General features: G+C 68.5%; 17 protein-coding genes and 1 pseudogene. 6 read left to right on the forward strand and 12 right to left on the reverse strand.

Annotated features, from left to right (window positions below):
* Positions 1 to 40: 40 nt before the first annotated feature.
* From hrpA to AU188_RS06045, 3 genes are read right to left on the reverse strand one after another with little or no spacing between them, the layout of a single operon-like run.
* Positions 41 to 3958 (reverse strand): ATP-dependent RNA helicase HrpA, encoded by a 3918-nt coding sequence (hrpA, locus tag AU188_RS06035; protein ID WP_059162837.1) that lies wholly within the window; start codon positions 3956 to 3958, stop codon positions 41 to 43.
* On the reverse strand, positions 3936 to 5093 hold the full coding sequence (locus tag AU188_RS06040) for an FUSC family protein (protein WP_156426592.1): 1158 nt from the start codon (positions 5091 to 5093) through the stop codon (positions 3936 to 3938). The genes hrpA and AU188_RS06040 overlap by 23 nt, the downstream gene beginning before the upstream one ends.
* 39 nt (positions 5094 to 5132) lie before the next feature.
* Positions 5133 to 6026, reverse strand: a complete 894-nt coding sequence (locus tag AU188_RS06045) for a mycobacterial-type methylenetetrahydrofolate reductase (protein WP_059162839.1) — start codon at positions 6024 to 6026, stop codon at positions 5133 to 5135.
* 199 nt (positions 6027 to 6225) lie between these two features.
* Here AU188_RS06045 and AU188_RS06050 point away from each other — a divergent pair, with 199 nt between their 5' ends.
* Positions 6226 to 7710, forward strand: coding sequence for a protein adenylyltransferase SelO (locus AU188_RS06050; RefSeq protein WP_059162840.1), 1485 nt, complete (start codon positions 6226 to 6228; stop codon positions 7708 to 7710).
* A gap of 60 nt (positions 7711 to 7770) precedes the next feature.
* Positions 7771 to 8844: a M42 family metallopeptidase gene (locus tag AU188_RS06055; RefSeq protein WP_059162841.1), complete on the forward strand. Its 1074-nt coding sequence runs from the start codon at positions 7771 to 7773 to the stop codon at positions 8842 to 8844.
* Positions 8845 to 8852: 8 nt separating this feature from the next.
* On the opposite strand, the gene AU188_RS06060 is transcribed toward AU188_RS06055, so the two are convergent.
* The 4 genes from AU188_RS06060 to AU188_RS06070 form a co-directional block, all read right to left on the reverse strand.
* Positions 8853 to 9512 carry a hypothetical protein gene (locus tag AU188_RS06060; RefSeq protein ID WP_059162842.1) on the reverse strand — a complete coding sequence of 220 codons (660 nt, stop codon included), beginning with the start codon at positions 9510 to 9512 and terminating at the stop codon, positions 8853 to 8855.
* A 164-nt stretch (positions 9513 to 9676) separates the two neighbouring features.
* The gene (locus tag AU188_RS06065) at positions 9677 to 10387 is read right to left on the reverse strand and encodes a DUF899 domain-containing protein (protein ID WP_059162843.1); all 711 of its coding nucleotides are present in this window, start codon (positions 10385 to 10387) and stop codon (positions 9677 to 9679) included.
* A 67-nt stretch (positions 10388 to 10454) separates the two neighbouring features.
* Positions 10455 to 10610 carry a DUF7218 family protein gene (locus AU188_RS25475; protein WP_172799407.1) on the reverse strand — a complete coding sequence of 52 codons (156 nt, stop codon included), beginning with the start codon at positions 10608 to 10610 and terminating at the stop codon, positions 10455 to 10457.
* A 111-nt stretch (positions 10611 to 10721) separates the two neighbouring features.
* The gene (locus tag AU188_RS06070) at positions 10722 to 11834 is read right to left on the reverse strand and encodes an alpha/beta hydrolase (protein ID WP_059162919.1); all 1113 of its coding nucleotides are present in this window, start codon (positions 11832 to 11834) and stop codon (positions 10722 to 10724) included.
* A gap of 219 nt (positions 11835 to 12053) precedes the next feature.
* On the opposite strand from AU188_RS06070, the gene AU188_RS06075 reads away from it, so the two are divergent.
* Positions 12054 to 13028: an aldo/keto reductase gene (locus AU188_RS06075; protein ID WP_059162920.1), complete on the forward strand. Its 975-nt coding sequence runs from the start codon at positions 12054 to 12056 to the stop codon at positions 13026 to 13028.
* A gap of 12 nt (positions 13029 to 13040) precedes the next feature.
* Here the strand turns inward: AU188_RS06075 and AU188_RS06080 are convergent, their stop codons facing one another.
* From AU188_RS06080 to AU188_RS06100, 5 genes are all read right to left on the reverse strand, one after another.
* Positions 13041 to 14864, reverse strand: coding sequence for a fatty acyl-AMP ligase (locus AU188_RS06080; RefSeq protein ID WP_059162844.1), 1824 nt, complete (start codon positions 14862 to 14864; stop codon positions 13041 to 13043).
* A gap of 54 nt (positions 14865 to 14918) precedes the next feature.
* The gene (locus AU188_RS06085; RefSeq protein ID WP_059162921.1) at positions 14919 to 16094 is read right to left on the reverse strand and encodes a metallophosphoesterase; all 1176 of its coding nucleotides are present in this window, start codon (positions 16092 to 16094) and stop codon (positions 14919 to 14921) included.
* 112 nt (positions 16095 to 16206) lie between these two features.
* On the reverse strand, positions 16207 to 17304 hold the full coding sequence (locus AU188_RS06090) for an acyl-CoA dehydrogenase family protein (protein ID WP_059162845.1): 1098 nt from the start codon (positions 17302 to 17304) through the stop codon (positions 16207 to 16209).
* A gap of 7 nt (positions 17305 to 17311) precedes the next feature.
* A complete protein-coding gene (locus tag AU188_RS06095) occupies positions 17312 to 18487 on the reverse strand; it encodes an acyl-CoA dehydrogenase family protein (RefSeq protein ID WP_059162846.1) in 1176 nt (391 codons plus the stop codon).
* 71 nt (positions 18488 to 18558) lie between these two features.
* Positions 18559 to 19278 carry an NUDIX hydrolase gene (locus AU188_RS06100; protein WP_059162847.1) on the reverse strand — a complete coding sequence of 240 codons (720 nt, stop codon included), beginning with the start codon at positions 19276 to 19278 and terminating at the stop codon, positions 18559 to 18561.
* Between the two features lie 91 nt (positions 19279 to 19369).
* On the opposite strand from AU188_RS06100, the pseudogene AU188_RS06105 reads away from it, so the two are divergent.
* The 3 genes and pseudogenes from AU188_RS06105 to AU188_RS06115 all read left to right on the forward strand — a co-directional run.
* Positions 19370 to 19546: pseudogene (locus AU188_RS06105) on the forward strand (BatC protein); the annotation flags it as partial.
* A gap of 26 nt (positions 19547 to 19572) precedes the next feature.
* Positions 19573 to 20790, forward strand: coding sequence for a cupin domain-containing protein (locus tag AU188_RS06110; protein ID WP_059162849.1), 1218 nt, complete (start codon positions 19573 to 19575; stop codon positions 20788 to 20790).
* Positions 20787 to 21680: a ferredoxin family protein gene (locus AU188_RS06115; RefSeq protein ID WP_059162850.1), complete on the forward strand. Its 894-nt coding sequence runs from the start codon at positions 20787 to 20789 to the stop codon at positions 21678 to 21680. The genes AU188_RS06110 and AU188_RS06115 overlap by 4 nt, the downstream gene beginning before the upstream one ends.
* The last annotated feature ends 66 nt before the right edge of the window (positions 21681 to 21746 follow it).

Genomic DNA, 21746 nt, shown 5'->3' on the forward strand with positions numbered 1-21746 from the left:
ACTACGCGTTATCGGCCCAGGCCGGTCCGCAGTTGCGCCGTCAGGGGCGGACGGCGTCGATCGCCCGGTAGATGCGCTGTTCGCTGACCGGCCGCGGGGTGCCGAGTTGTTGCGCCCACAAACTGACCCGCAGTTCCTCGATCTGCCGGCCGATGTCGCGGACGTCGGCGGCCGCCGCGCGCACGGGCGACAACGCGTGCACCAGTTCGTCGTAAGCGTCCTGCACCGCGTGCACCCGCTGCATCCTGTCACGGTCGGCGCCGGGCGCGTGCGGCAGCCGATCCAGCCGCCTGCCGATCGCGAGAAGGTATCGGCGCAGGTCGGCCAGATGCGTGGCGCCGGTCGCCGTGACGAAGCCTCTGGGCAACAACCGGTCGAGCTGGGCTCGGATGTCAGCGATCGCGTCGGCCTGGGCTGCCGACGGCGCCGCCGGCAGCGCCACTTCCACGTCGTGCGCCGCCGCGAGCACCTGCTCGACGCGCGTGACGATTTCGACCGTGGTGCGCACCAGGTCGGTGGCGACGCGATCGCGCAGCGCGGCGAACTCGTCGCGGGTCCACGCCGGTGTGGGTGCCAGCAGGTCGGTCGCCGCGTCGGCACAGTCTTCGAGCAACGCCTGCAGCGAGCCGGCCGGGTTGGCGCCGAGAACCAGCCGGGTCCGCGGCTGTAGCCGGCGTTCGACGGCTTTCACCGGAGAGGACACGGCGAGGCGCAGCAGCCTGCGGGTACCCGGCCCCATCGACGCCTGTTGTTCGGCAGCTGTCGGGAACACGTGCACGTCGACCGTGGCGCCCGCGTCGACCAAAGCCGGATATCCCCGCACGGTATGGCCGCCGACGACACGTTCGACGCTGCGCGGCAATACATCCAGATCCTCGGGCCACGAACGCATACCTTTCCGGTCCAGGTCACCGGCGACCGCGTCGGCTACCGCACGTCGCACCGGGGCGGCGAGCCGCTGTTGGAGGGCATCGAGGTCCTTGCCACGTGCCAACTCGGTGCCGTCGGCGTTCTCGACGGCGAATGTGACGCGCAGGTGCGACGGCAGCTTGTCGAAGTCGAACACGTCGATCGGCACCAGAACGCCGGTGCGCTTGTGAAGTTCGCGCTGCACGGCCTCGAGTAGCGGCTCACCGCCGGGTGTGATTCCGGCCAGCACCGCACGCGCTGTGTCCGGAGCGGGAACGAAGTTGCGGCGCAGGTTCTTCGGCAGCGACCGGATCAGCGCGGTGACCAGTTCCTCGCGCAGCGCGGGCACCTGCCAGGCGAACTCGTCGCCGCCGAGCCGGGCGAGCACCTCGACCGGCACGTGCACCGTGACACCGTCGTCCGCGGCGCCCGGCTCGAATCGGTAGCTCAACGGCAGCGACAGCTCGCCGGCCCGCCACGCATCCGGCTGACCGTCGGCCGCGTCGTCAGTTCGCAGGAGGTCGTCGCGGGTTAAGGTCAGCAGGTTCGGCGACACGTGGCGCTGCTTCTTCCACCACGCGTCAAAGTGCCGCGCCGACATCACTTCCGCCGGAATGCGGGTGTTGTAGAACGCGAAGATCTCGTCATCGCCGACGAGCAGGTCGCGTCGACGCGCCTTCTCCTCGAGCTCCTCGAGTTCCGCCCGCAGCCGGGCGTTGTCCCGGAAGAAGTGGTGGCGGGTCTGCCAGTCGCCCTCGACCAGGGCATGCCGAATGAACAACTCGCGCGCCAGATCCGGTTCGATCTGCGAGTAGTTCACGCGGCGACGCGGCACCAGCGGCAGCCCGTAGAGCGTCACCCGCTCGTAGCCCATCACGGCGCCGCGCTGGGCGTCCCAGTGCGGCTCGCTGTAGGTGCGCTGAACGAGATGCGCGCCAACCCTTTCGATGACTTCGGGTTGGATGCGCGCGCCGATTCTTCCGTAGAGCCTGCTGGTTTCGACGAGGTCGGCGACGACGATCCAGCGCGGCGGGCGTTTCGTGAGCACGGAACCCGGCGCGAGGATGAACTTCGCGTTGCGCGCGCCTTGATACTCGCGGCCGTCCCCGTCGCGCAATCCGATGTGCGACAACAGGCCGGCGAGCAGCGCTGCGTGCACCCGCGCCGGATCGGCGGGCTCCCGGTCATCGCTGGGCTCCCTGATTCCCATGTCCCTGGCGATGCTGCGCAGCTGCCCGGTGAGGTCCTGCCATTCGCGGATGCGTAGGTAGTGCAGGAATTCCTCGCGGCACATGCGTCGAAATGCATTGCCGGACAGTTCCTGTCGCTGCTCGCGCAGATAGCGCCACAGGTTTAGGTACGAGACAAAATCCGAGTGGTCGTCGGCGAAGCGTGCGTGCTTCTGCCTGGCGGCCTCCTCGCGGTCGGCGGGCCGTTCCCGCGGATCGGGGATCGACAGCGCCGCGGCCAACACCAGGATCTCCCGCACGCAGCCCTCGGTGTCGGCCTGCAGAATCATCCGGCCCAGCCGGGGGTCGACCGGCAGCTGCGCGAGCCGTCGGCCGACGTCGGTGATTGCGCCGTCGGCGTCGAACGCGCCTAGTTCTTGCAGCAGCTGCACACCGTCGCGGATGCTGCGCCGATCGGGCGGGTCGAGAAACGGAAAGGTCGTGATGTCACCGAGATTCAACGCCGCCATCTGCAGGATCACGGCGGCCAGGTTGGTGCGCAGGATCTCGGGGTCGGTGTAGCGCGGCCGCGCCGCGAAGTCTTCTTCGGAGTAGAGGCGGATGCACACACCGGGCGCCGTGCGGCCCGAGCGGCCGGCCCGCTGTGCGGCGGACGCCTGTGAGATCGGCTCGATCGGCAGCCGCTGCACTTTGGTCCTGCGGCTGTAGCGGGAGATGCGGGCGGTGCCCGGGTCGACGACGTACCGGATGCCGGGCACCGTCAACGACGTCTCGGCGACATTGGTGGCCAGCACGATGCGACGCAACGCGTGGCTGGGCTGAAACACCTTCTGCTGCTCGGCCGTTGGCAGCCGGGCGTACAGCGGCAGCACTTCGGTGCGGTCATCGACGATGCCGCTCAAGACCTGACTGGTGTCGCGGATCTCGCGCTCACCCGACAGGAAGACCAGCACGTCGCCCGGCGGCTCGCTCTCCAGCTCAACGATCGCGTCGACGATCGCTTCGGTCTGGTCGCGCATTTGGGTCCGTACCACTTCGTGGTCGGGATCGTCGGGGTCCGCCGCGTCGGGGTCGTCGACCGGCGCGACGGCGACTTCTAAAGGCCGGTAACGAATCTCGACGGGATAGGTGCGCCCCGACACCTCGACGATCGGTGCGCCCGCGAAGTGGGCGGCGAAGCGTTGCGGCTCGATCGTCGCCGAGGTGACGATGACCTTGAGGTCCGGCCGCCGAGGCAGCAGTTCGCGCAGGTATCCGAGCAGGAAGTCGATGTTGAGGCTGCGCTCGTGAGCCTCGTCGAGGATCAGCGTGTCGTAGCGCAGCAGGCGCCGGTCGCGTTGGATCTCGGCGAGCAGGATGCCGTCGGTCATCAGCTTGACCAGCGTGCGGTCGCTCGCTTGGTCGGTGAAGCGCACGGTGTAGCCGATCGCTTCACCGAGCGGGCTGCCGAGTTCGTCGGCGATGCGCGTAGCGACGGTTCGGGCGGCAAGGCGCCGCGGCTGGGTGTGCCCGATGGTGCCGCGCACACCGCGGCCGAGTTCGAGGCAGATCTTCGGCAGCTGCGTCGTCTTGCCCGAACCGGTTTCGCCGGCGACGACCACCACTTGATGCGCGTTGATCGCCTCGGCGATGTCGTCGCGGCGTTCGCTGACCGGCAGGTCAGGATAGGTGATCTGGGGCATCGCGGCCGTCCGGGTCGCCACGAGCGCTTCCGCGGCGGCGATCTGTTCGGCGATCCGGCGCAGGTTCTCCGGTCGCTTGTCGCGGAGGTTCTTCAGGCGGCGGCCGAAGCGGGCCGCGTCGCGGATCGTCAGTGCGTCCAGACGCGCGCGCAACTCAGCGACTGACAGCCCGGACACTCGGGTCAGAATAGGCGTCGCGTGCGGAGTCAACCTCCTCGCAGAGGCGCTGGGCGTCGGTGTAGAGCCCGCCGTAGATGGCCCACTGCGTCGGCCGGTCGAGCTCGCGGTTTCGGACATGCACCGTCAGTTCGTCGAACGCCGACGTGCATCTGCGGGCCTCCTCGGCCAGAGGTTCGTCGCCGAAGTCCGCGACGGTGTACATCGCTCCTGCGGCCGCCACGGCGTCGCGCACGGCCGCGAGCAGGGTGCCGTAGTCGCGCAGGAACTCATCGTGTTGCGTGCCCGACTCGTCGCGCTCGACGGCGCGGGTCAAACCGGTGGTCACCCAGCGCAGCTCTTCGCCGATCCGCTCGAGCGCGTGGATAGTCACCCGGTGGCCCGCTACCCCGGTGTCGGCGCGGACCAGGAGTCGGCGCAGGTTCAGTTTTGTGGTGCGCACGGCGTGGTCGAGGGTGTGGCGGGCCTGTGCCGCCTTGTTCGGCAGGGCGTCGGCGCGCCAACGCCAATCCCGCGCCGCCTCGATGCTGACGTCGCCGTCCACCAGTTCATCGGCCATGTCCGACAGCAGTTCAACCATCGACCCGCTGACCGATTCGACGGCGTACCGGGCACTGCGGTACCGCAACGGCGGAGCGATGACCAACGTCACCACAAGCGCCACCGCGGCGCCCAGCAGCACCATGCCCGCAATGGACGGCAGAGGGCTGCCGGCCGAGGCGTTGCCGGACGGCTGCGCGAAGGCGCCGTACGCGAAGATCGCCGCCACCGCGACGTTTATCCCCTGGCTACCGAGCCGGCGCCAACGCCCGATCACCAGCGCGACGATGAGCATCACCGGAAACAGCCACACCGCGACTCCCCACAGCCACACCCCCGCACCGGCCAGGCCGATGCCGGCGAGCATGGCCGCCGTGTATCGAAAAGCCTTGGCGACCGAGTCGGCGATCGTGATGTCGACCAGCATCAGCGCGGAGAACGCAGCGAAGGTCGCGTACGAGGCGTCGAACACCTGGGCGGCCAGCACCCAGGCGATGGTGCACGCAATGACGGACTTCACCAACGCGAGTGCCGTTTCGCGGTCGGGGCTCAGCTGTGAGAAGCCATGCCCGGCGCGCGCTACGAGATTGCCCACCACCTCATCTGGCCTTCCCGCTCCCGCAGGACTTAACCGTCAGGCCTTGTCAGGTGCCCAGTACTCGAGCATTTCGGCGAAGGTCTCGAACGCGGGCGTGGACACGCCGTACGTCGCCTCGAGGTGGATGCTCAGCGGAAAGCCGAGGTCGGCGACGCCGTCGATGACGCGCTTGTACAGGTCGAGCATCAGCTTGCGCTTTTCCCCCGGCTCCGTGGCGGCCAGCCGCTTGACGAACTCCTGCTCCTCGGCGACCGCGGCGTTGCCCGGATCCTGGATCAGCCAGTCGATCAACCCGACTTTGCTCTCCATCTTCGGAACGAAGCCGAACGACAGCAGGATCTCCGGCCGGTGATCGGTGTTCGCGGCGAAGTCGCGCATGAAGCCCACGATCGCATCCGAGTAGAGCAACTGGGTCATGCCGTAGGTGGCGCCCCGCTCGCACTTGAAGGTGAACCGGCCCTGCTCCCCGTCGCGGGTCGGAATGAGGATCGCCCCGCGGTTCGGCACGAGATCGTCGTAAATCGACAGCGCGTCCACCGGTGCGACGCCGGAGCCTTCGCCGTCGTTCATCGTGCGCGGCACCCCGACGAACGCGATGCCGTCGAACCCGGCACGGGACAGGTCCGTCAGTCGGCGACGCAGCGTCGGTTCGTCCATGAACGCGGTGACCTGAGTGCACAAGCCGTTCACCCCGGCAAGCTCGGGCGTGATGATCGACCAGAAGTCCAGCACATCGAGTTTCGGCTTCATCTCGATGGGCCGGTCGGCATCCTCTTCGATCATGCCGGGGATCATCACGTGCCTGATGCGGCCCTCGAGACCGGTCTCGGCGGAGCATCGCAGCACCTTGTGCGCATCCGCCAGCGCCTGCTCGCGGCCGCGCTCGACGTTCGGCGGCACGAGCTCGAGCGCGATGGTGTTCAGCGTCACCGGGCTGCTCCTCATCAGACGATTACTTCCCGCGGCGCGGCAGGTCCACGATGACCACTGTTCGCGAATTCGCGCTGCTGCCCCGGGAGCATCACCATACAGCCCCGCGCGTTTGTGAATCTGACGACGCAAACGTGCCTCAAACCGTCGCCGGATTCACAAATGAAGACCCGGCGGATCCGCTCGTACTGTGGAAGGGGTGAGCATCGCACCCTCGACTGTCGCCTTCGCCGACCACTACGCCAGCGAGCTGCCGGAGTTGGCGGTCCGCTGGCAGGCGGAGGCGGCGCCCGACCCGCAGCTGCTTGTGCTCAACGAGTCGTTGGCCACCGAACTGGGAATCGACGCTGAGTGGTTGCGCGGGCACGAGGGACTGCGGCTGCTGGTCGGCACGCTGGTGCCGCGCGGCGCCACACCGGTCGCGCAGGCATACGCCGGGCATCAGTTTGGCGGTTACGTCCCGCGGTTGGGCGACGGGCGGGCGCTGCTGCTCGGCGAGCTCACGACGACCTCCGGAGAGCTGCGCGACCTGCACCTGAAGGGATCCGGCGCGACGCCGTTCGCCCGCGGCGGCGACGGACTGGCGGCGGTGGGCCCGATGCTGCGCGAGTACATCGTCAGCGAGGCGATGCACGCGATGGGGATACCGACCACGCGCTCGCTGGCCGTCGTCGCGACCGGCCGCCAGGTGCAGCGCGAGACGCTCCTGCCGGGCGCGGTGCTGGCGCGGGTCGCCCGCAGCCACCTGCGGGTCGGCACGTTCCAGTACGCCGCGAACACCGGCGACGTCGACGTGTTGCGGCGCCTCGCCGACCACGCGATCGAACGGCACCACCCGGCGGCCGCCGACGCGGGCAACCGTTATGTCGCGCTGTTCGAATCGGTGGTGGCCGTGCAGGCGGCGCTGGTCGCCAAGTGGATGCTCGTCGGTTTCGTGCACGGCGTGATGAACACCGACAACATGACGATCTCGGGCGAGACCATCGACTACGGGCCGTGCGCGTTCATGGAGGCCTATGACCCCGAAACGGTGTTCAGCTCGATCGACTCGTGGGGTCGCTATGCCTACGGCAACCAACCCGCCATCGCGGTGTGGAACCTGGCCCGGTTCGCCGAAGCGCTGCTGCCGCTGTTCGCCGACGATCAACAGCAGGCGATCGCGATCGCCGAAGGCGGTCTCACCGGCTTCACGCCCCGCTTCCAGGAGGCGCTCTCGACGGGCATGTGCGCCAAGCTCGGCCTCGCGGACACCACACCGGACGAGATCGCGGTGCCGCTGATGAACGACCTGATCGCGCAACTGCATCAGAGCCACGTCGACTTCACGTCGTTCTTCCGCCGTCTCGGTCAGGCCGCCCGCGGAGACCACGAACCCGCCCGCGGCCTGTTCCTCGATCTCGCCGCGTTCGACGACTGGCTGGCCCGGTGGCAGGCGTTGAAGCCCGGCCCCACGGTGATGGACCGCGCCAACCCGGTTTACATTCCGCGCAATCATCTCGTCGAGGAGGCGCTGATCGCCGCGACAGGACCAATTGGCGGCACCGCCGCCGAAGGCGACCTCGAGCCGCTGCACCGGTTGCTGGACGCCGTGACCGCGCCCTACGACGAGCGCCCGGGGCTCGAGCGTTACGCCCAGCCGGCGCCGGAGGACTTCGGGAAGTACCGAACCTTCTGTGGGACCTGAGCCTTTTGCGCCGGCGCAGCGAAGGTTAGCCCGACGGCGTCACGGGCAATATCAAGATCTATGGCCACCGACGAGGCGCTGCACCTCGACCTGCTTCAGGAATTGCTCCACGCGTACGGGCCGTGCGGCCAGGAAGACGCCGTGCGGGAGATCTGCCGCCGCGAGTTGGGCCCGCACGTCGACGAAATGTGGGTCGATGAGGCCGGCAACCTTGTCGGCCTCATCCGCGGTGCCGACAGCGAGGCGCCTGCCACCCGTGTGATGGCGCACATGGACGAGTTGTCGATGCTCGTCAAACGCATCGGCTCGGACGGCATCCTGCACATGACGCCGCTGGGCACGATGTATCCGGGCAACTTCGGCCTCGGGCCGGTCGCTCTGCTCGGGGACAAGGAGACCGTCTGCGGCGTGTTGACGCTCGGCTCCGAGCACACCACCAAGGAGAGCGAGCAGATCTGGGAGACCAAACCCGATCAGGGCGACAAGGCGCTGGACTGGATGCACGTCTACGTCTTCACCGGCCACAGTCCCGACGATCTCGCCGCCGCGGGCATCAGGCCCGGCATCCGGGCGTGCGTGCACCGAAGCAAGCGCACGCTGATCGACGTCGGCGCGGAGTATCTCGGGTGCTATTTCATGGACGACCGCGCCGCGGTGACCGCACTGCTCGATGTGGCGCACCGGTTGGGGGAAAGCGAGCGGCGCCCCGCGCGTGACACCTACCTGGTGTTCACCACGAACGAGGAGGTCGGTGGTGTCGGCGGCTCGTACGCCAGTCGGACGCTGCCCGGTGATCTGACGCTGGCGTTGGAGGTTGGTCCGACGGAAGTCGAGTACGGCACCACCTGCACGGGCGGCCCGATCGTCGCGTATCGCGACGCCGAGTGCGTGTACGACAAGGTGGTGGCCGACACATTGCTCGAAATCGCCACCGACCTCGGACTGTCCCCTCAGCCGGCGGTGCTGGGCGCGTTCGAATCCGACGCGTCGCACGCTAAGGCCGGCGGGCTCACGCCGCGCGCGGGCCTGTTGTGCCTGCCGACGCTCAGCACCCACGGCTACGAAGTGATTGCCCGACAAGCGATCCCGGATATGGCCGCGGTGCTTGGCGACTTCCTGCGGCGCGGCGTGTAACCGCGCGGTCAGCCGTCGAGTTCGCCGGCGATACCCCGCTCGATGGCGGCGCGGGCACGCTCGGGCAGCACGATCAACCCGTCGAGTTCGCGACGCGCCAGCGCGTAGCCGCGTTCGCGCTCCTGCGCTGTCGCCGCGGTGTCGGTGGCGACGCGCAGCATGTTCTGGGCGCGGGCGAGGCGCTGCTGCTCCTGCGCCGAGAAATCGCTGCGCCGACGCCGGAGCGCCTCGTTCTCCGCGGCGTCGAAGGCGGTGACGTACTCAGTGACCGCGTCGACGTACTCGCGAACCGCCTGGCCGTCGTCGACGAGGTCCTCGGCCTTCGCCGGCCGCAGCAGGTCGGCGCGCAGCTTGGTGCGGTGGAACCGCTCGGTCAGCGGGTCGCGCATGTCGGTCATCAGCGGGAAGTCGAGCAGCTTGGCGAGATCCAGCTCGTACTCCAGCCAGCGGGTGTCCGTGCGGTCGTGCTCCTTGACCGCCCGGGCGATCGCTTGCCAGTGGACTGCGGGCGACGTCGTCGGCCGGTCGGCCGGTTCGGAGTTCGGGAGGCGTCGCTGCGGATCCTGGCGGGCGCGTGCGGCCGAGAACGCCCGCCACCCCCCGTACAGCACACCGGCCAGCGGCACCAGAAGGATCAGCAGCTCGACCAGTCGGAAAATCAGGCCCATACCGGCTCCATGGAGCCAGGATGCCACCGCAGCGGCGACGCCCGGTCGGTGCCGGTCCGCGGACCTACGCGCGAGATTGCACTCAGGGTTGCGGATGCGCGCTTGAATCGAAGGCGGCGAGCACGACCCTGACCGCAATCTCGGCTGTGGCTTCGCCGCGGCAGCTAGCAGTCGGCGCCGGGGCCGTACGCGCGCGCGATGTCGGGCGAGTCGAGCCAGCCCGAGTACGTCGGCCGCTGCGGCCAGCCCTCGGGCGAATCCTGCCACTCCTCCTGGCGACCCCAGGGCAGCACGTCGATGAGCGCGAACGAATGGCTGAGTTGTTCGGTGCCGCGGCCGTTGGTGTGCCACGTCCGGTACACGGTGTCGCCGTCTCTCAGGAACACGTTGACCGCGAAGCCTTCACCGGGTGCGGCATCGACGTCGGCGCCGAACGAACTCTCCGACGACGAGTACCAGGTCATCTTGTTGCCGACCTTGGTGCGGTAAGCCAGCGCCTCTTCGATCGGGCCGTTGGTGACGATCACGAACCGGGCGTCGTAATTGTCGAGGAACTCCAGCCGGGTGAACTGGGAGGTGAAACCGGTGCAGCCGCCGCACTGCCACTCCGCGCCGTCGGTCCACATGTGGTTGTAGACGATCAGCTGGGATCGCCCCTCGAACACGTCGGCAAGCCTGACCGGACCGTGCTCGCCGATCAGCGTGTAGTCAGGCATCCGGACCATGGGCAGCCGCCGACGCTGGGCGGCGATGGCGTCCAGTTCGCGTGTCGCCGCCTTCTCGCGCCTTCGCAGGTCGTCGAGCGCGGCGCGCCAGGTCGCCACATCGACGACGGGCGGTAGGGCGGCCGGTTGAGTCGTGACGGGGTTCGTCATCTTCAATCCTCCTGCGGGAGATGGTGCACTCGCAGGTAATGACCGACTCAGCGACCGAAAGTCATCGTCAGCTCTTCTTGGATCCGCCGGACTTCTTGCCGCCCTTCTTCGACGCGTTGGGCGTGTTCGCGATCGCCGCCGCGCGCGACTTGCTCATCCCCTTCTTGCGCAGGCCCTCGTACTGTTTGTCGTTCTTGACGCTGGAACCGTGATCCTTCGCCATGGTGGCCTCCTCCATCGTGGTGCGTTGGGGGATACCCGCTAATGACGGCCCCCACACGGCAGCGCGCAGCCGCAGCAAGCGGGTACCTGCGGCGACTACGGCAGTCGCCTACTAGACAGCGGCCGCGGCCTCGCCCTGAAGCTGCCGGTCGCGGAGGTCGGTCAGGAAGCCGCTCACCTCGACGGCGAGCCGCCGCGCATGCGACGAGTCGACGAGGTCGAAGGCGTGTCCGGCGCGCGGTATCTCGCTGTACTCCACCGTATTACGGGATACCGCACGCAATCTCTCACCGAACTCGCGCGCCTCGCGGACCGGGATGATGGTGTCCTGTTCACCGTGAACGAGCAAGAACGGCGGCGCATCCTTGTGAATGCGCGCCAACGGAGAAGCGGCAGTGAAGATGTCGGGATGGCGAGACTGCCTGCGCCCCACGACAACCCGCTCCAGGAAGTTCTGGAAGTTTCGACGGGCCGGGGTCGACCGGTCCTGCCAGTCGTAGCGACCGTAGATGCCGACGACCGCGTCGACGGAGGTGTCGGCGTCCCCGGTGAGCTCACCGCGGAACGCCGGGTCACCCGGTGTGAGGCCCGCGAGCGAGGCGAGGTGCCCACCCGCCGAGCAGCCCGCCACCGCGACGAAGTTCCGGTCTCCGCCGTACTTGTCGACGTTGGCGCGCGCCCACGCGATCGCTGCGTTGACGTCGGCGATCTGACGCGGCCAGCGGTGCAGCGGTGACACCCGGTAGTCCATCGTCAGGCACACCCAGCCCTGCTTGACCAGGTGATGCAGCATCGTGTGGCCCTGCATGACGCGGGAGCCCTGCACCCAGGCGCCCCCGGGCACGAACAGCAGCACCGGTGCGTCGGGCGGCAGGTCGGGCTGCCGCCAGACGTCGAGCAGCTGGGCGGGGTGGTCGCCGTAGCGCACCGACCTGAGGTAAAGGCACTTCTGCCGCTGCGCACGGAAGCGCAGGTACGGCGGTAGCCGGCTGGCGCGCTGCGACGCGATCGACGCGTCGGCGGCGTCTGCGGCCTCCGGAGCTGGACCGAAGCGGCGGGTGACCATCCCCCGCACCGCAGCGGGCGCGTAATGGTGGCCGTACATCGCCATCGCGGTCAGGCCGGCGAACGGCTCGAGGTGCTTGCCCACCACCGGCAGCGACGAGTACAGCCGCGTCGACGCCATGACCAGGTCGAACGGGTGAAGTGAGCGGGACAGCGACATCGTCATCCGGCCATCGCCAGGTCGGCGTCGCCGAATCGACCGCTGCAGGAGTCACAAGCGACTTCTTCGAGGCTGAAGTGCCCGCACGTGGGGCAGATGAACTCGAGCATGCGATACGCCTTTCGCGGCTGGTGTAAACGCCGATTTTCTGCAGCCCGCCTCACATACCCCGGCCCTCGGGCTGCAAAACCCGTCCGGTCTGTCAGTACCGTGGACACGGTGAAGTACTTGGACGTCGACGGAGTGGGCCGGGTCAGCCGTATTGGGCTTGGTACCTGGCAATTCGGCTCCCGCGAATGGGGTTATGGCGACACGTATGCAGCCGGCGCCGCCCGCGAGATCGTGCAGCGCTCGCTCGCCCTGGGCGTCACGCTGTTCGACACCGCCGAAATCTACGGGTTCGGTAAGAGCGAGCGGATCCTGGGCGAAGCGCTCGGCGACGCCCGCGCCGACGTGGCGGTGGCCAGCAAGGTGTTCCCGGTCGCGCCGTTCCCGGCAGTGGTCAAACAGCGTGCGCAGGCCAGCGCGCAGCGGTTGGGGCTGCAGAAGATCCCGCTGTACCAGATCCACCAGCCGAACCCGGTGGTGCCCGATTCGGTGATCATGCCCGGTATGCGGGACCTGCTCGACAGCGGCGTGATCGGCGCGGCGGGCGTGTCCAACTATTCGCTGGACCGCTGGCGCAAAGCCGACGAGGCGCTGGGCCGTCCGGTGATCAGCAATCAGGTGCACTTCTCGCTGGCTCATCCGCAGGCGCTCGAGCATCTCGTGCCGTTCGCCGAACGGGAGAACCGCATCGTGATCGCCTACAGCCCGCTGGCTCAGGGGCTGCTCGGCGGCAAGTACGGACCGGACCACCGGCCCAGCGGCGGGGCCCGGGCAATGAACCCGCTGTTCGGCACGGAGAACCTGCGCCGCGCCGAACCACTGCTGCAGACGCTGCGCGATATCGCCGCCGACGTCGACGCCAAACCCGCACAGGTGGCGCTGGCGTGGCTGATCGGCCTGCCCAACGTCGTCGCCATACCGGGCGCGTCCAGCGTCGAACAACTGGAGTTCAACGTGGCAGCCGCCGACATCGAGCTCAGCGCGGATGCTCAAGCAGCGCTCACCGCCGCGGCCCGGGCGTTCCGGCCGGTGTCGACCGTCCGCTTCCTGACGGACACGGTCCGCGAGAAACTCGGCGTGCGCTAGCGGTCGCCGAGCCTAACGGCGCAGCTTCCCGCCGATGTACTCGGCACGACACGCGCCGCGGGCGAGCTTGCCGCTCGTCGTGCGCGGAATGGCCCCGGCCGCGACGAACCGGATATCGGCGGCCGCAATGCCGTGTCGCTGCAAGACGGCGTTGTGAATCGCCTCGATCGCCGGCGCCGGATCGAGTCTTGCCGTGCCACTGGCGCGTTCGGCGACGATCACGAGGGCGCCCTCACCGTCGGGTCCCGGCACCGTGAACGCCGTGACGTGTCCCGGCCGCGCCATCGCCGACGCGTCTTCGGCGGTGGCCTCGACATCCTGCGGATAGTGCTGCCTGTTGTCGATGACGATCAGGTCGGCGCGCCGGCCGGTGACGTACAGCTGCCCTTCGAGGTGGACGCCCAGATCGCCGGTGCGCAACCAGTTCGCCTGCGGCGCTACGCCGTCGGCGTGACTGCCGGACGGCAATCGGGAGCTGAGCCGGGCGCCGAAGGCGCGACGTGTCTCGTCGGGCCGGCCCCAATAGCCTTTGCCGAGATTGTCGCCGTGCAGCCAGATCTCGCCGATCCGGCCGTCCGGCAGTTCGGTGCCGGTGTCGGGGTCGGCGATGACGGCCCGCTGGCTGCGCGCCACCTGTCCGCACGACACGTGCGCCACCGCGCCGGGAGAACCGGCCGCGACGGGCACGGCGCGGCCCTCGGCGAGTTGTTCGCGGTCGAAATAGACCGCGTCGGCGCGGGCATCGGGCGCGATGGTCGAGACGAACAGCGTCGCCTCCGCGATACCATAGGACGGTCGAAAGGCGTTGGGCGGCAGTCCGTATGGCGTGAACGCGGCGTTGAACGTGTTGATCGCCTCGATGCTGACGGGTTCGGAGCCGACGATCAGCACCGCCTTGCTCAGGTCGAGGTCGTCGCCGGGCGCCGGCAGACCCCGCTGCGCCGCGTACTCGTAGGCGAAGTTCGGCGCCGCCGTGACCACCCGGCCCTCGCGCGAGCCGTCCGACAGCGCCTTGATCCACCGCTGCGGGCGCCGGATGAACGCGGTGGGCGACATCAGCGTCGAATGCCCGCCGTACACCGCCGGGAACCCGATCATCGACAAGCCCATGTCGTGGAAGAGCGGTAACCAGCTGACGCCGTGCACTTTTCGGTCGAGCAGATCGATGGACAGGATCATCTGGATGAGGTTGGTGCCGACCGCGCGGTGGGTGATCTCGACGCCGGCCGGCGGCCGCGTCGCACCAGAGGTGTACTGCAGATGCGAGATGTCGTCGAGACGCAGCGGCACCGGTTCGAAATCGTCACCGGAGTCGGTGATCTCGTCGAGCAGTACCACCCGCGGCGCGGGCACGCCGTCGAGGCCGCCGAGAAAGTCGTGCACGTTTGCGGCCGCGGCCACGGTGGTCGCCACCACGGAAGGCTCTGAGTCGCGTAGCGCGGTGCCGAGTCGTTTACTGTGGCCCTGCAATTCGGGTGCGAACAACGGGACCGCGATGGCGCCCGCCTTGATGGCGGCGAAGAACCCGGTGACGTAGTCGAGGCCCTGCGGCGCCAGGATGGCCACCCGGTCTCCTCGCTGCACGGCCCGTTGCAGGTGCGCGGCGATCGCCCGGAGGCGCGCGCCGAGTTGCGTCCAGGTGAGTTCGCTGACCCGCCCGTCGGTGTTGCCGCTGTAGTCCAGGTAGCGGTAGGCCGGCGCATCGCCGACGTTGGCGATGTTGCGGTCGATGAGCGAGATCAGGTTCACTCCGGCGGGCACCGCGACGTGGCCGTCGGCGTCCAGGCAGTCCTCGATCCGCAACAGCCCCTCGTGCGTCACGGTCCGTTCACCCATGAGCGCAGTCTAAGTACCGCCGCCTTGGTCCTGGTACGTCCGTACCAGAGCCGATCACGCCTCGCGTTGGAGTGTGAGGACCGTGATGTCCGGCGGCGCGCCGATGCGTACCGGCGGGCCCCAGAACCCGGCCCCCCGCGTCACGTACAACTGGGTGCCGTCGACGGCCGAAAGCCCCGCGAGCGACGGTTGCACGCTGCGGACGACGTAGTGGAACGGCCACATCTGCCCGCCGTGGGTGTGCCCGGACAGTTGCAGGTCCACTCCGCGCACGGCGGCCTCGTCGACCAGCACCGGCTGGTGCGCGAGCAGCACCGTCGGGCCCGCCGGACTCCGTCCGGACAATGCGCGGTCGAAGTCCGGACCGTCGGATCGCGATGCTCCAGCCAGATCGTTGACGCCGGCCAGGTTGACTACCGCACCGCCGCGGCGGATCAACGTGTTCTCGTTGCGCAGCGGCCGGATGCCCAACCGCTCCAGCTCGCGAAGCCACTCGAGCGTGTCGTCGACGAAGTACTCGTGGTTGCCGGTGACGAAGTACGTGCCCTCCCGGGACGCCAAGTCGCCCAATGGCGCTGCGGCCGAACCTAGTTCGCCGACAGTGCCGTCCACAACATCGCCGACGATTGCGACGAGATCCGGCGCGGTCTCGTTGATCGTCTCGACGATCCGCTCGGCGTGCGTCCGCCCGGCCAGCGGTCCGAGATGGATGTCGCTCACCACCGCGATGCGAAAGTCGTGAAACGCCGGGTCGAGGTTGCGCAGCCGCACCGGTACGCGCAGCAGGTCGGGCGGAGCCGTCGCAGTGGCCGCCCCGAAACCGACGAGGCCCACTGATGCTGCGCCGGCGGTGACGGCGCCCGCACGGGCGAGGAACAGGCGGCGATTCAGAACTGCTGGCGCCGCCGGGTTTTCCGGATAGGTCGGCGCCGTCTCGGAGCGCACCCATCGGCGCAACACCAGGTGCACGGGTTCGAGTAGCAACAGGACCAGCAACATGTACGCGGCCACCCCGAACCATAGGTAGCCGGGCCAGGCGAACCAGCCCGACTCGGCGGGGCCGATCACCCGGGGCAGCACCAGCGCGGCGAGCAGCACGCCCGCAAGCGCGAGCAGGATCGCGGTCAGCGCGCGACGGGTCCGGCCCGGCCCGGCTGTGTCCTTGATCAACCTCTTCCACAAGTACAGGTGCATCACCGCCAGCACCGCGCCGAGAACGACGATGAACATGGTCACCCTTCGCGGTCAAATTGGTGATTTCGGTGTCGTTGGTTGCGCTCAGCGCATCCCCCGACACCGAAGTCGCTCAGAGGGCCGGGTGCGCCTCCCTTATGCGCCTCTCTTAGAGGGACACCGTTCCGTAGTCGCCGACGTGGCCGACCAGTGTGCGCAGCTGGTCGTCGGCCGTGCCGAACGTGTTGTCGATCGCGGTGAGTCGCGCGGCGTAATGCCCGACCGGGTACTCGGCGGTCATGCCGATGCCGCCGTGCAGCTGGATCGCCTCCTGCGCGATGTGTCGCCCGGACCGGCCGATCTGCAGTTTTGTCCGCGCCGCGATCACCGGGTCGAAGCGCCCGTCGGCGATTGACATCGCGGCGTAGAAGTTCATGCTGCGCGCGAGCTCCAGCGAGACGTACATGTCCGCCGCACGCTGCGTCAAAGTCTGGAACTTGCTCAGCGGAACACCGAATTGCTTACGGCTGGTGAGGTATTCGGTGGTGAGCCGTAAAGCCTCCTCCATGGCGCCGACCGCCTCCGAGCACAGCGCCGACTGATAGCGGATGACGGTGCGCGCAACGTGCTCGGCCGCGTCGCCGCCGTCGCCGAGCGGTTCGGCGGGTGCGGAGTCGAAGTCCAGCTGAGCACCGCGGCGGCCGTCGAACGTGCGATACGCCTGTCTGGCCGTCGCGGCAGCCTCGACGATGAAGAGGCCGGTTCCACCCTCTGGCAGCGCTGCGGTTACGACCACGGTGTCCGCCGAATCACCGGCCAGCACAGGGTTTTTCCGGCCGCTGACCGTCCACGTGTCGCCGCTTCGCTCCGCACGAGCGGCAGGCTCGGCGGTCGGGACGCGTGCACCGGGCTCCGCGTGGGCGAAGGCCAGCAGCGTGTCACCCGCCGCTACCCGCTCGAGGATCTCCTTCTGTTGGTCGCTGCCCAATTCGGCGATCAGGCCGCCCGGGACGAGCGCGGCCTGCGCGACCGGTTCGGGCGCGAGCCGCCTGCCGATTTCGGTCAGCACCACCATCGCCTCGATCTGGCCGGACTCGGTGGGGTCGAAACCGAGCCCGAGGATGCCCACCTCGGCCAGTTGGCCCCACACCTCGCGGCGCCAGCCGGGCTCAGCCTTGGTGACACCGGCGATGTCGTCGCCGCGTGACAGCACGTCGCGGGTGACGTCGCGGAGCAGTTGTTGTTCCTCGGTCAGGTCGAAGTCCACGGTCGGCTCACAATCCCAGGATGGTCGAAGCGATGATGCTGCGCTGAATCTCGTTGGTACCGCCGTAGATCGACGTCTTGCGATAATTCAGGTAGCGAGGGGCGGCGTCCTGCGCCCACGCCGGAGTGTCGATGTCAGCGCCGGCGTCGAACGGCAGGGCGTCCGGTCCGGCCACCTCGACCAGCAGCTCGGTGGCGGCCTGCTGCAGCTGGCTGCCGCCCAGCTTGAGGATCGACGACGCGGGGTTGGGTTTGCCGTCGGCCTCCGATCCGCTGACCCGCATCTGCGTAAGCTCCAGCGCCAGCAGCCCGGTTTCGATCTCGGCGACGCGCGCGGCGAACAGCGGATCATCCAGCAGCGACGCCCCGTTCACCTGAAGCTTTGCGGCATGGTCCTTGACTTGAGACATCCACAGTTTCGTCAGCCCGATGCGGGCGATGCCGGTGCGTTCGTTGCCGAGCAGGAATTTGGCGTAGGTCCAGCCCTGGTTCTCCTCGCCGACGAGTTGGTCGGCCGGGATCCGGACGTCTTCGAAGAAGATCTCGTTCACCTCGTAACTGCCGTCGATCAGCTCGATCGGGCGCAGCGTGATCCCCGGTGTGGACATCTCGGCCAGGAGGAACGAGATGCCGGCCTGCCGCTTGGGCGCGTTCGGATCGGTCCGCGCGAGCAGGAAGATCCAGTCGGCGTACTGGCCGAGGGTCGTCCACGTCTTCTGGCCGTTCACGACGTAGGTGTCGCCGTCGCGCACCGCGGTGGTGCGTATCGACGCGAGGTCCGAGCCCGCCTCGGGTTCGGAAAAGCCCTGGCACCACCAGATGTCGATGTTGGCCGTCGGCGGCAGGAACCGCTCCTTCATTGCTTGCGAGCCGAACGCAGCGATCACCGGGCCGACCATCTTGGTGTTGAACGCCAGCGGTTCGGGCACCCCGGCGAGTTGCATCTCGTCGAGCCAGATCTGCCGCTGCAGCGGCGACCACTTCTTACCGCCCCATTCGACCGGCCAGTTCGGCACCGCCAGCCCGTTCTCGTTGAGGATTCGCTGGCTGATCACCATGTCGTCGGGGAAGTTCGGATGACCGGTCTTGCCCCTGTCGCGGATGTCTTCGGGAATCTCGGTGGCATAGAACCGCCGCAGCTCGTCGCGGAACGCAGCGTCCTCGTCACTCAATGCCAACTTCAAGGTCCAGCCCTCCTTGCGATTTCGGTGCTCAAACGCTCGCTCAACAACTGTTCGTGCACCCAAATCTCACACTACTTCCACGCGAAGACCGGTTGCTCGAGTTCGTCGACCGGATCGTGGCGGCCTTCCAGGCACAACCACCGCAGTTGTAGAAGCACCGCGCCCGTCGGCGCGTGGATCAGGTCGTTGCCCAGCGGTACCTGCACCACCGGTCGCGGGCTCTCGGGGATCTCGATGAACCGCGGCGAGTCGTCGCGCTGCAGCTGGTGCAACCCGACCCGGTAGACCGCGACCACCTCGTCGGGTGCCGGCCGCGGATCGAGCCGGCCGCCGCCCCAGAGCACCACCGGGGTGATGACGTAGCCGGATCGCGTCGGATAGTCGTCGAGCAGGCCCAGCACCGTCGACTCCGGCAGCCGGACCCCGACCTCCTCGTCCAGCTCGCGCAGAGCCGCGTCGATCGCGGTCTCCCCCGCGTCGAGCCGGCCGCCGGGCAACGCCCACTGCGCGGCGTGCGATGACAATCGGGAAGCCCTGCGACACAACAGGAAAGCCGCTCCACCCGAGACGTCGACCATGCGCCCGTCGAGGCCGGCTTCCGGCATCGGGCGCCCGTCGATCCAGTCGTCGACGTCCGCCGGATCCACCCGGTCCTCACCGACCTCGGAATCGACGAGCACCACGGCGACCGCCGCGTGCCTCTTGGTCGGGTCGGTCACGGCGCGACGCCGGTGTCCCGACAGGTTCGCCCTGACCCGCTCGCGAAGCGCCTCGTCGTAGGAGATGGTCACCGCTTGACCATAATGACGCGTTGTTTCGTCGGCGCGGTCCGGGGCAACTCCGTCAGCACGCTGCGGCAGCAGCCCAACGGAAGGGATCGACATGGCACTCGATGACGACGACATCACCACCTCAGGCGCAGGCGGCGAAGGGCCCGCCGACGGCGGCTCGAATCCCGAAGGTCACGACGGCGGCGCCGACGGCACGGCCGGTGGCGAAGGCCCCGCCGACGGCGGCTCCAATCCCGAAGGTCACGACGGCGGCGCCGACGGAACCGCCTGACGCCTTCTTGAATTCTGAGCCCGATGCTTCAGCGGTGCGTCGCGACCGGTGCTCGACGGTTCGCCGACGAGTACTGGGGTCGCAAACCGCTGCTCAGCCGGGCCGACGCGTTACCCCGCGACTTCAGTGATCTGCTGTCTGCGGACACGGTTGACGAGTTGATCGCCGAGCGCGGGGTGCGCGCGCCGTTCATCCGGCTGGCCAAAGAAGGTGATGTCCTGTCCAAGGACTGCTACCTCGGGCCGGCCGGATTCGGCGCCGAGATACCCGATCAGATCGACTCCGCGAAGCTACTGAGCCAATTCGTCTCCGGCGCAACGATTGTGCTGCAGGGTCTACACCGGTTGTGGCCCCCGCTCATCGCGTTCGTCCGTGAGGCCGTCGACGAGCTCGGTCATCCGGTGCAGGCCAACGCCTACGTCACCCCGCCGGTCAATCGCGGCTTCGACCCGCACTACGACGTGCACGACGTGTTCGTCCTGCAGGTATCGGGCCAGAAGCGCTGGATCGTGCACGAGCCGGTCATCGAGCACCCGCTGCCGTCGCAGCCCTGGACACAGCACCGCGCGCAGATCGAGAAGCGGGTCGCCGACGCACCGGTCATCGACACTGTGCTGTCCGAAGGCGACGCGCTCTATCTACCGCGGGGCTGGGTGCATTCGGCACAGGCCCTGCAGATGACCTCGATCCACCTCACCATCGGGGTGGCGCCGATGACCGGTGTGGACGTCGCCCGCGCGGTCGTGGACCAGCTGGCGAGCACCGCGTCGTTCCGGCAATCACTGCCGATGGGCACGGTGGACGCCGATGAGACGATGGCGACGGTGAGCAAGGTGATGGCGCAGATGGTCGGATCGTTGCGTGATGAGGCGGCGACACTCAGCCCAGCCGCCACCGCGCAACTGTCGCGGCGGCATGCCGACCGGACTCGTCCCGTCTCAGTACGGCCGTTGGCGTCGCTGGCGGCGGCCGATCGCGCCGCCGACGCGGTGGTGCAATGGCGGCACGGGCTCTGCGCGACCGTCGAGAAAACCGATGACCGCATCGTCCTGCGGCTGCCCGACCGGACCATGACCTTCCCGCAGATGTGCGAAGACGCGGTCCGGACGCTGCACCTCGGAGGGGTTGTCGATGCGAGGAGCCTGCCCGGTCTCGACCATGCCGACGCGACCGTCCTGATCCGGCGGCTGCTGCGGGAGGGAGTCGTCGTTCCGGTGGACTTCCCGGCCGACACCGGATGACCGCCGCGAAGCGAATCCCGTGCAGCGACCAGTCGCTGGCCCGCGACGACCCGATGTACGGCACCGCGTCGGCGGGGTCGTCGTGGGTGCTGCTCGAGTTGAGCGGGGCGTGGGGGCCGTCTGCGTTCCTGCAGTCGCCGAACTGCATCGACCCTCAACTCGGCCGCGCCATCGTCCGTCGGGTCGAGAAGGCGGGCATGCGCATCGCGGCCATCCGTCGGCATGGTCGGCGCCCCGACATTCCACGGTGGCGCTGGTACATAGCGCACTCGGGCGTCGGCAGCGAGGCGCTGCACCACGGAGAGGTCGCGGGCCCCGACGGATTCCTCGATCTCGCCCTGGACGGCAGCGACGGGCAGTTGTCCACCGATCCGCTGATCGCGATCTGCTCGCACGGTAAACACGACCAGTGCTGCGCGGTACGGGGCCGCAGCGCGTGCAGTGCGATCGCGGCCGAGTACCCCGAATTCACCTGGGAATGTTCGCATCTCGGTGGGGACCGCTTTGCCGCTACGATGCTCGTCCTGCCCGAAGGGTTGTGCTACGGGCGGGTCGACTCGACCGATTCGGCCGGCCTGGTGCGCCTGTACCTCGATGGGCGGCTGGACAACCGGTTCCTGCGCGGGCGCACCTCGCTACCACACGCCGTGCAGGCCGCTCAGTACTTCGTCCGCGAGCGCTACGGCGATGACCGCATCGACGCGCTGCATCCGGCGCATGTCGAGCGCGGAGAACATCGGATCCGCGTTCTGCTCGACGGTGGAGCGGGGCCGATCGAGGTGATCCTGCACGAAGAGTTGTCCCAACCCCTGCTGTCCCAGTGCCATGCCCAGGTCGCCGGCCAAGTTCGCGTCTTCACCCTGGGGTCGCTGGGTCCTGCCGACGCTTGACGGTTGGGGCCTGCCCGGAGTGTTGGATCGATCGACGTATTTTCGCGGAAACCGATTTCGCCGCGG

It is taken from the genome of Mycobacterium sp. IS-3022 (genome assembly GCF_001500065.1).
GTDB lineage: Bacteria > Actinomycetota > Actinomycetes > Mycobacteriales > Mycobacteriaceae > Mycobacterium.

Coding starts and splice junctions, on each gene's coding strand:
- AU188_RS06055 (WP_059162841.1), top strand. CDS start 7,771: ATGGCCACCGACGAGGCGCTGCACCTCGACCTGCTTCAGGAATTGCTC.
- AU188_RS06060 (WP_059162842.1), bottom strand. CDS start 9,512: ATGGGCCTGATTTTCCGACTGGTCGAGCTGCTGATCCTTCTGGTGCCG.
- AU188_RS06065 (WP_059162843.1), bottom strand. CDS start 10,387: ATGACGAACCCCGTCACGACTCAACCGGCCGCCCTACCGCCCGTCGTC.
- AU188_RS25475 (WP_172799407.1), bottom strand. CDS start 10,610: ATGGCGAAGGATCACGGTTCCAGCGTCAAGAACGACAAACAGTACGAG.
- AU188_RS06070 (WP_059162919.1), bottom strand. CDS start 11,834: ATGTCGCTGTCCCGCTCACTTCACCCGTTCGACCTGGTCATGGCGTCG.
- AU188_RS06080 (WP_059162844.1), bottom strand. CDS start 14,864: ATGGGTGAACGGACCGTGACGCACGAGGGGCTGTTGCGGATCGAGGAC.
- AU188_RS06085 (WP_059162921.1), bottom strand. CDS start 16,094: ATGTTCATCGTCGTTCTCGGCGCGGTGCTGGCGGTGATGCACCTGTAC.
- AU188_RS06110 (WP_059162849.1), top strand. CDS start 19,573: ATGCTTCAGCGGTGCGTCGCGACCGGTGCTCGACGGTTCGCCGACGAG.
- AU188_RS06115 (WP_059162850.1), top strand. CDS start 20,787: ATGACCGCCGCGAAGCGAATCCCGTGCAGCGACCAGTCGCTGGCCCGC.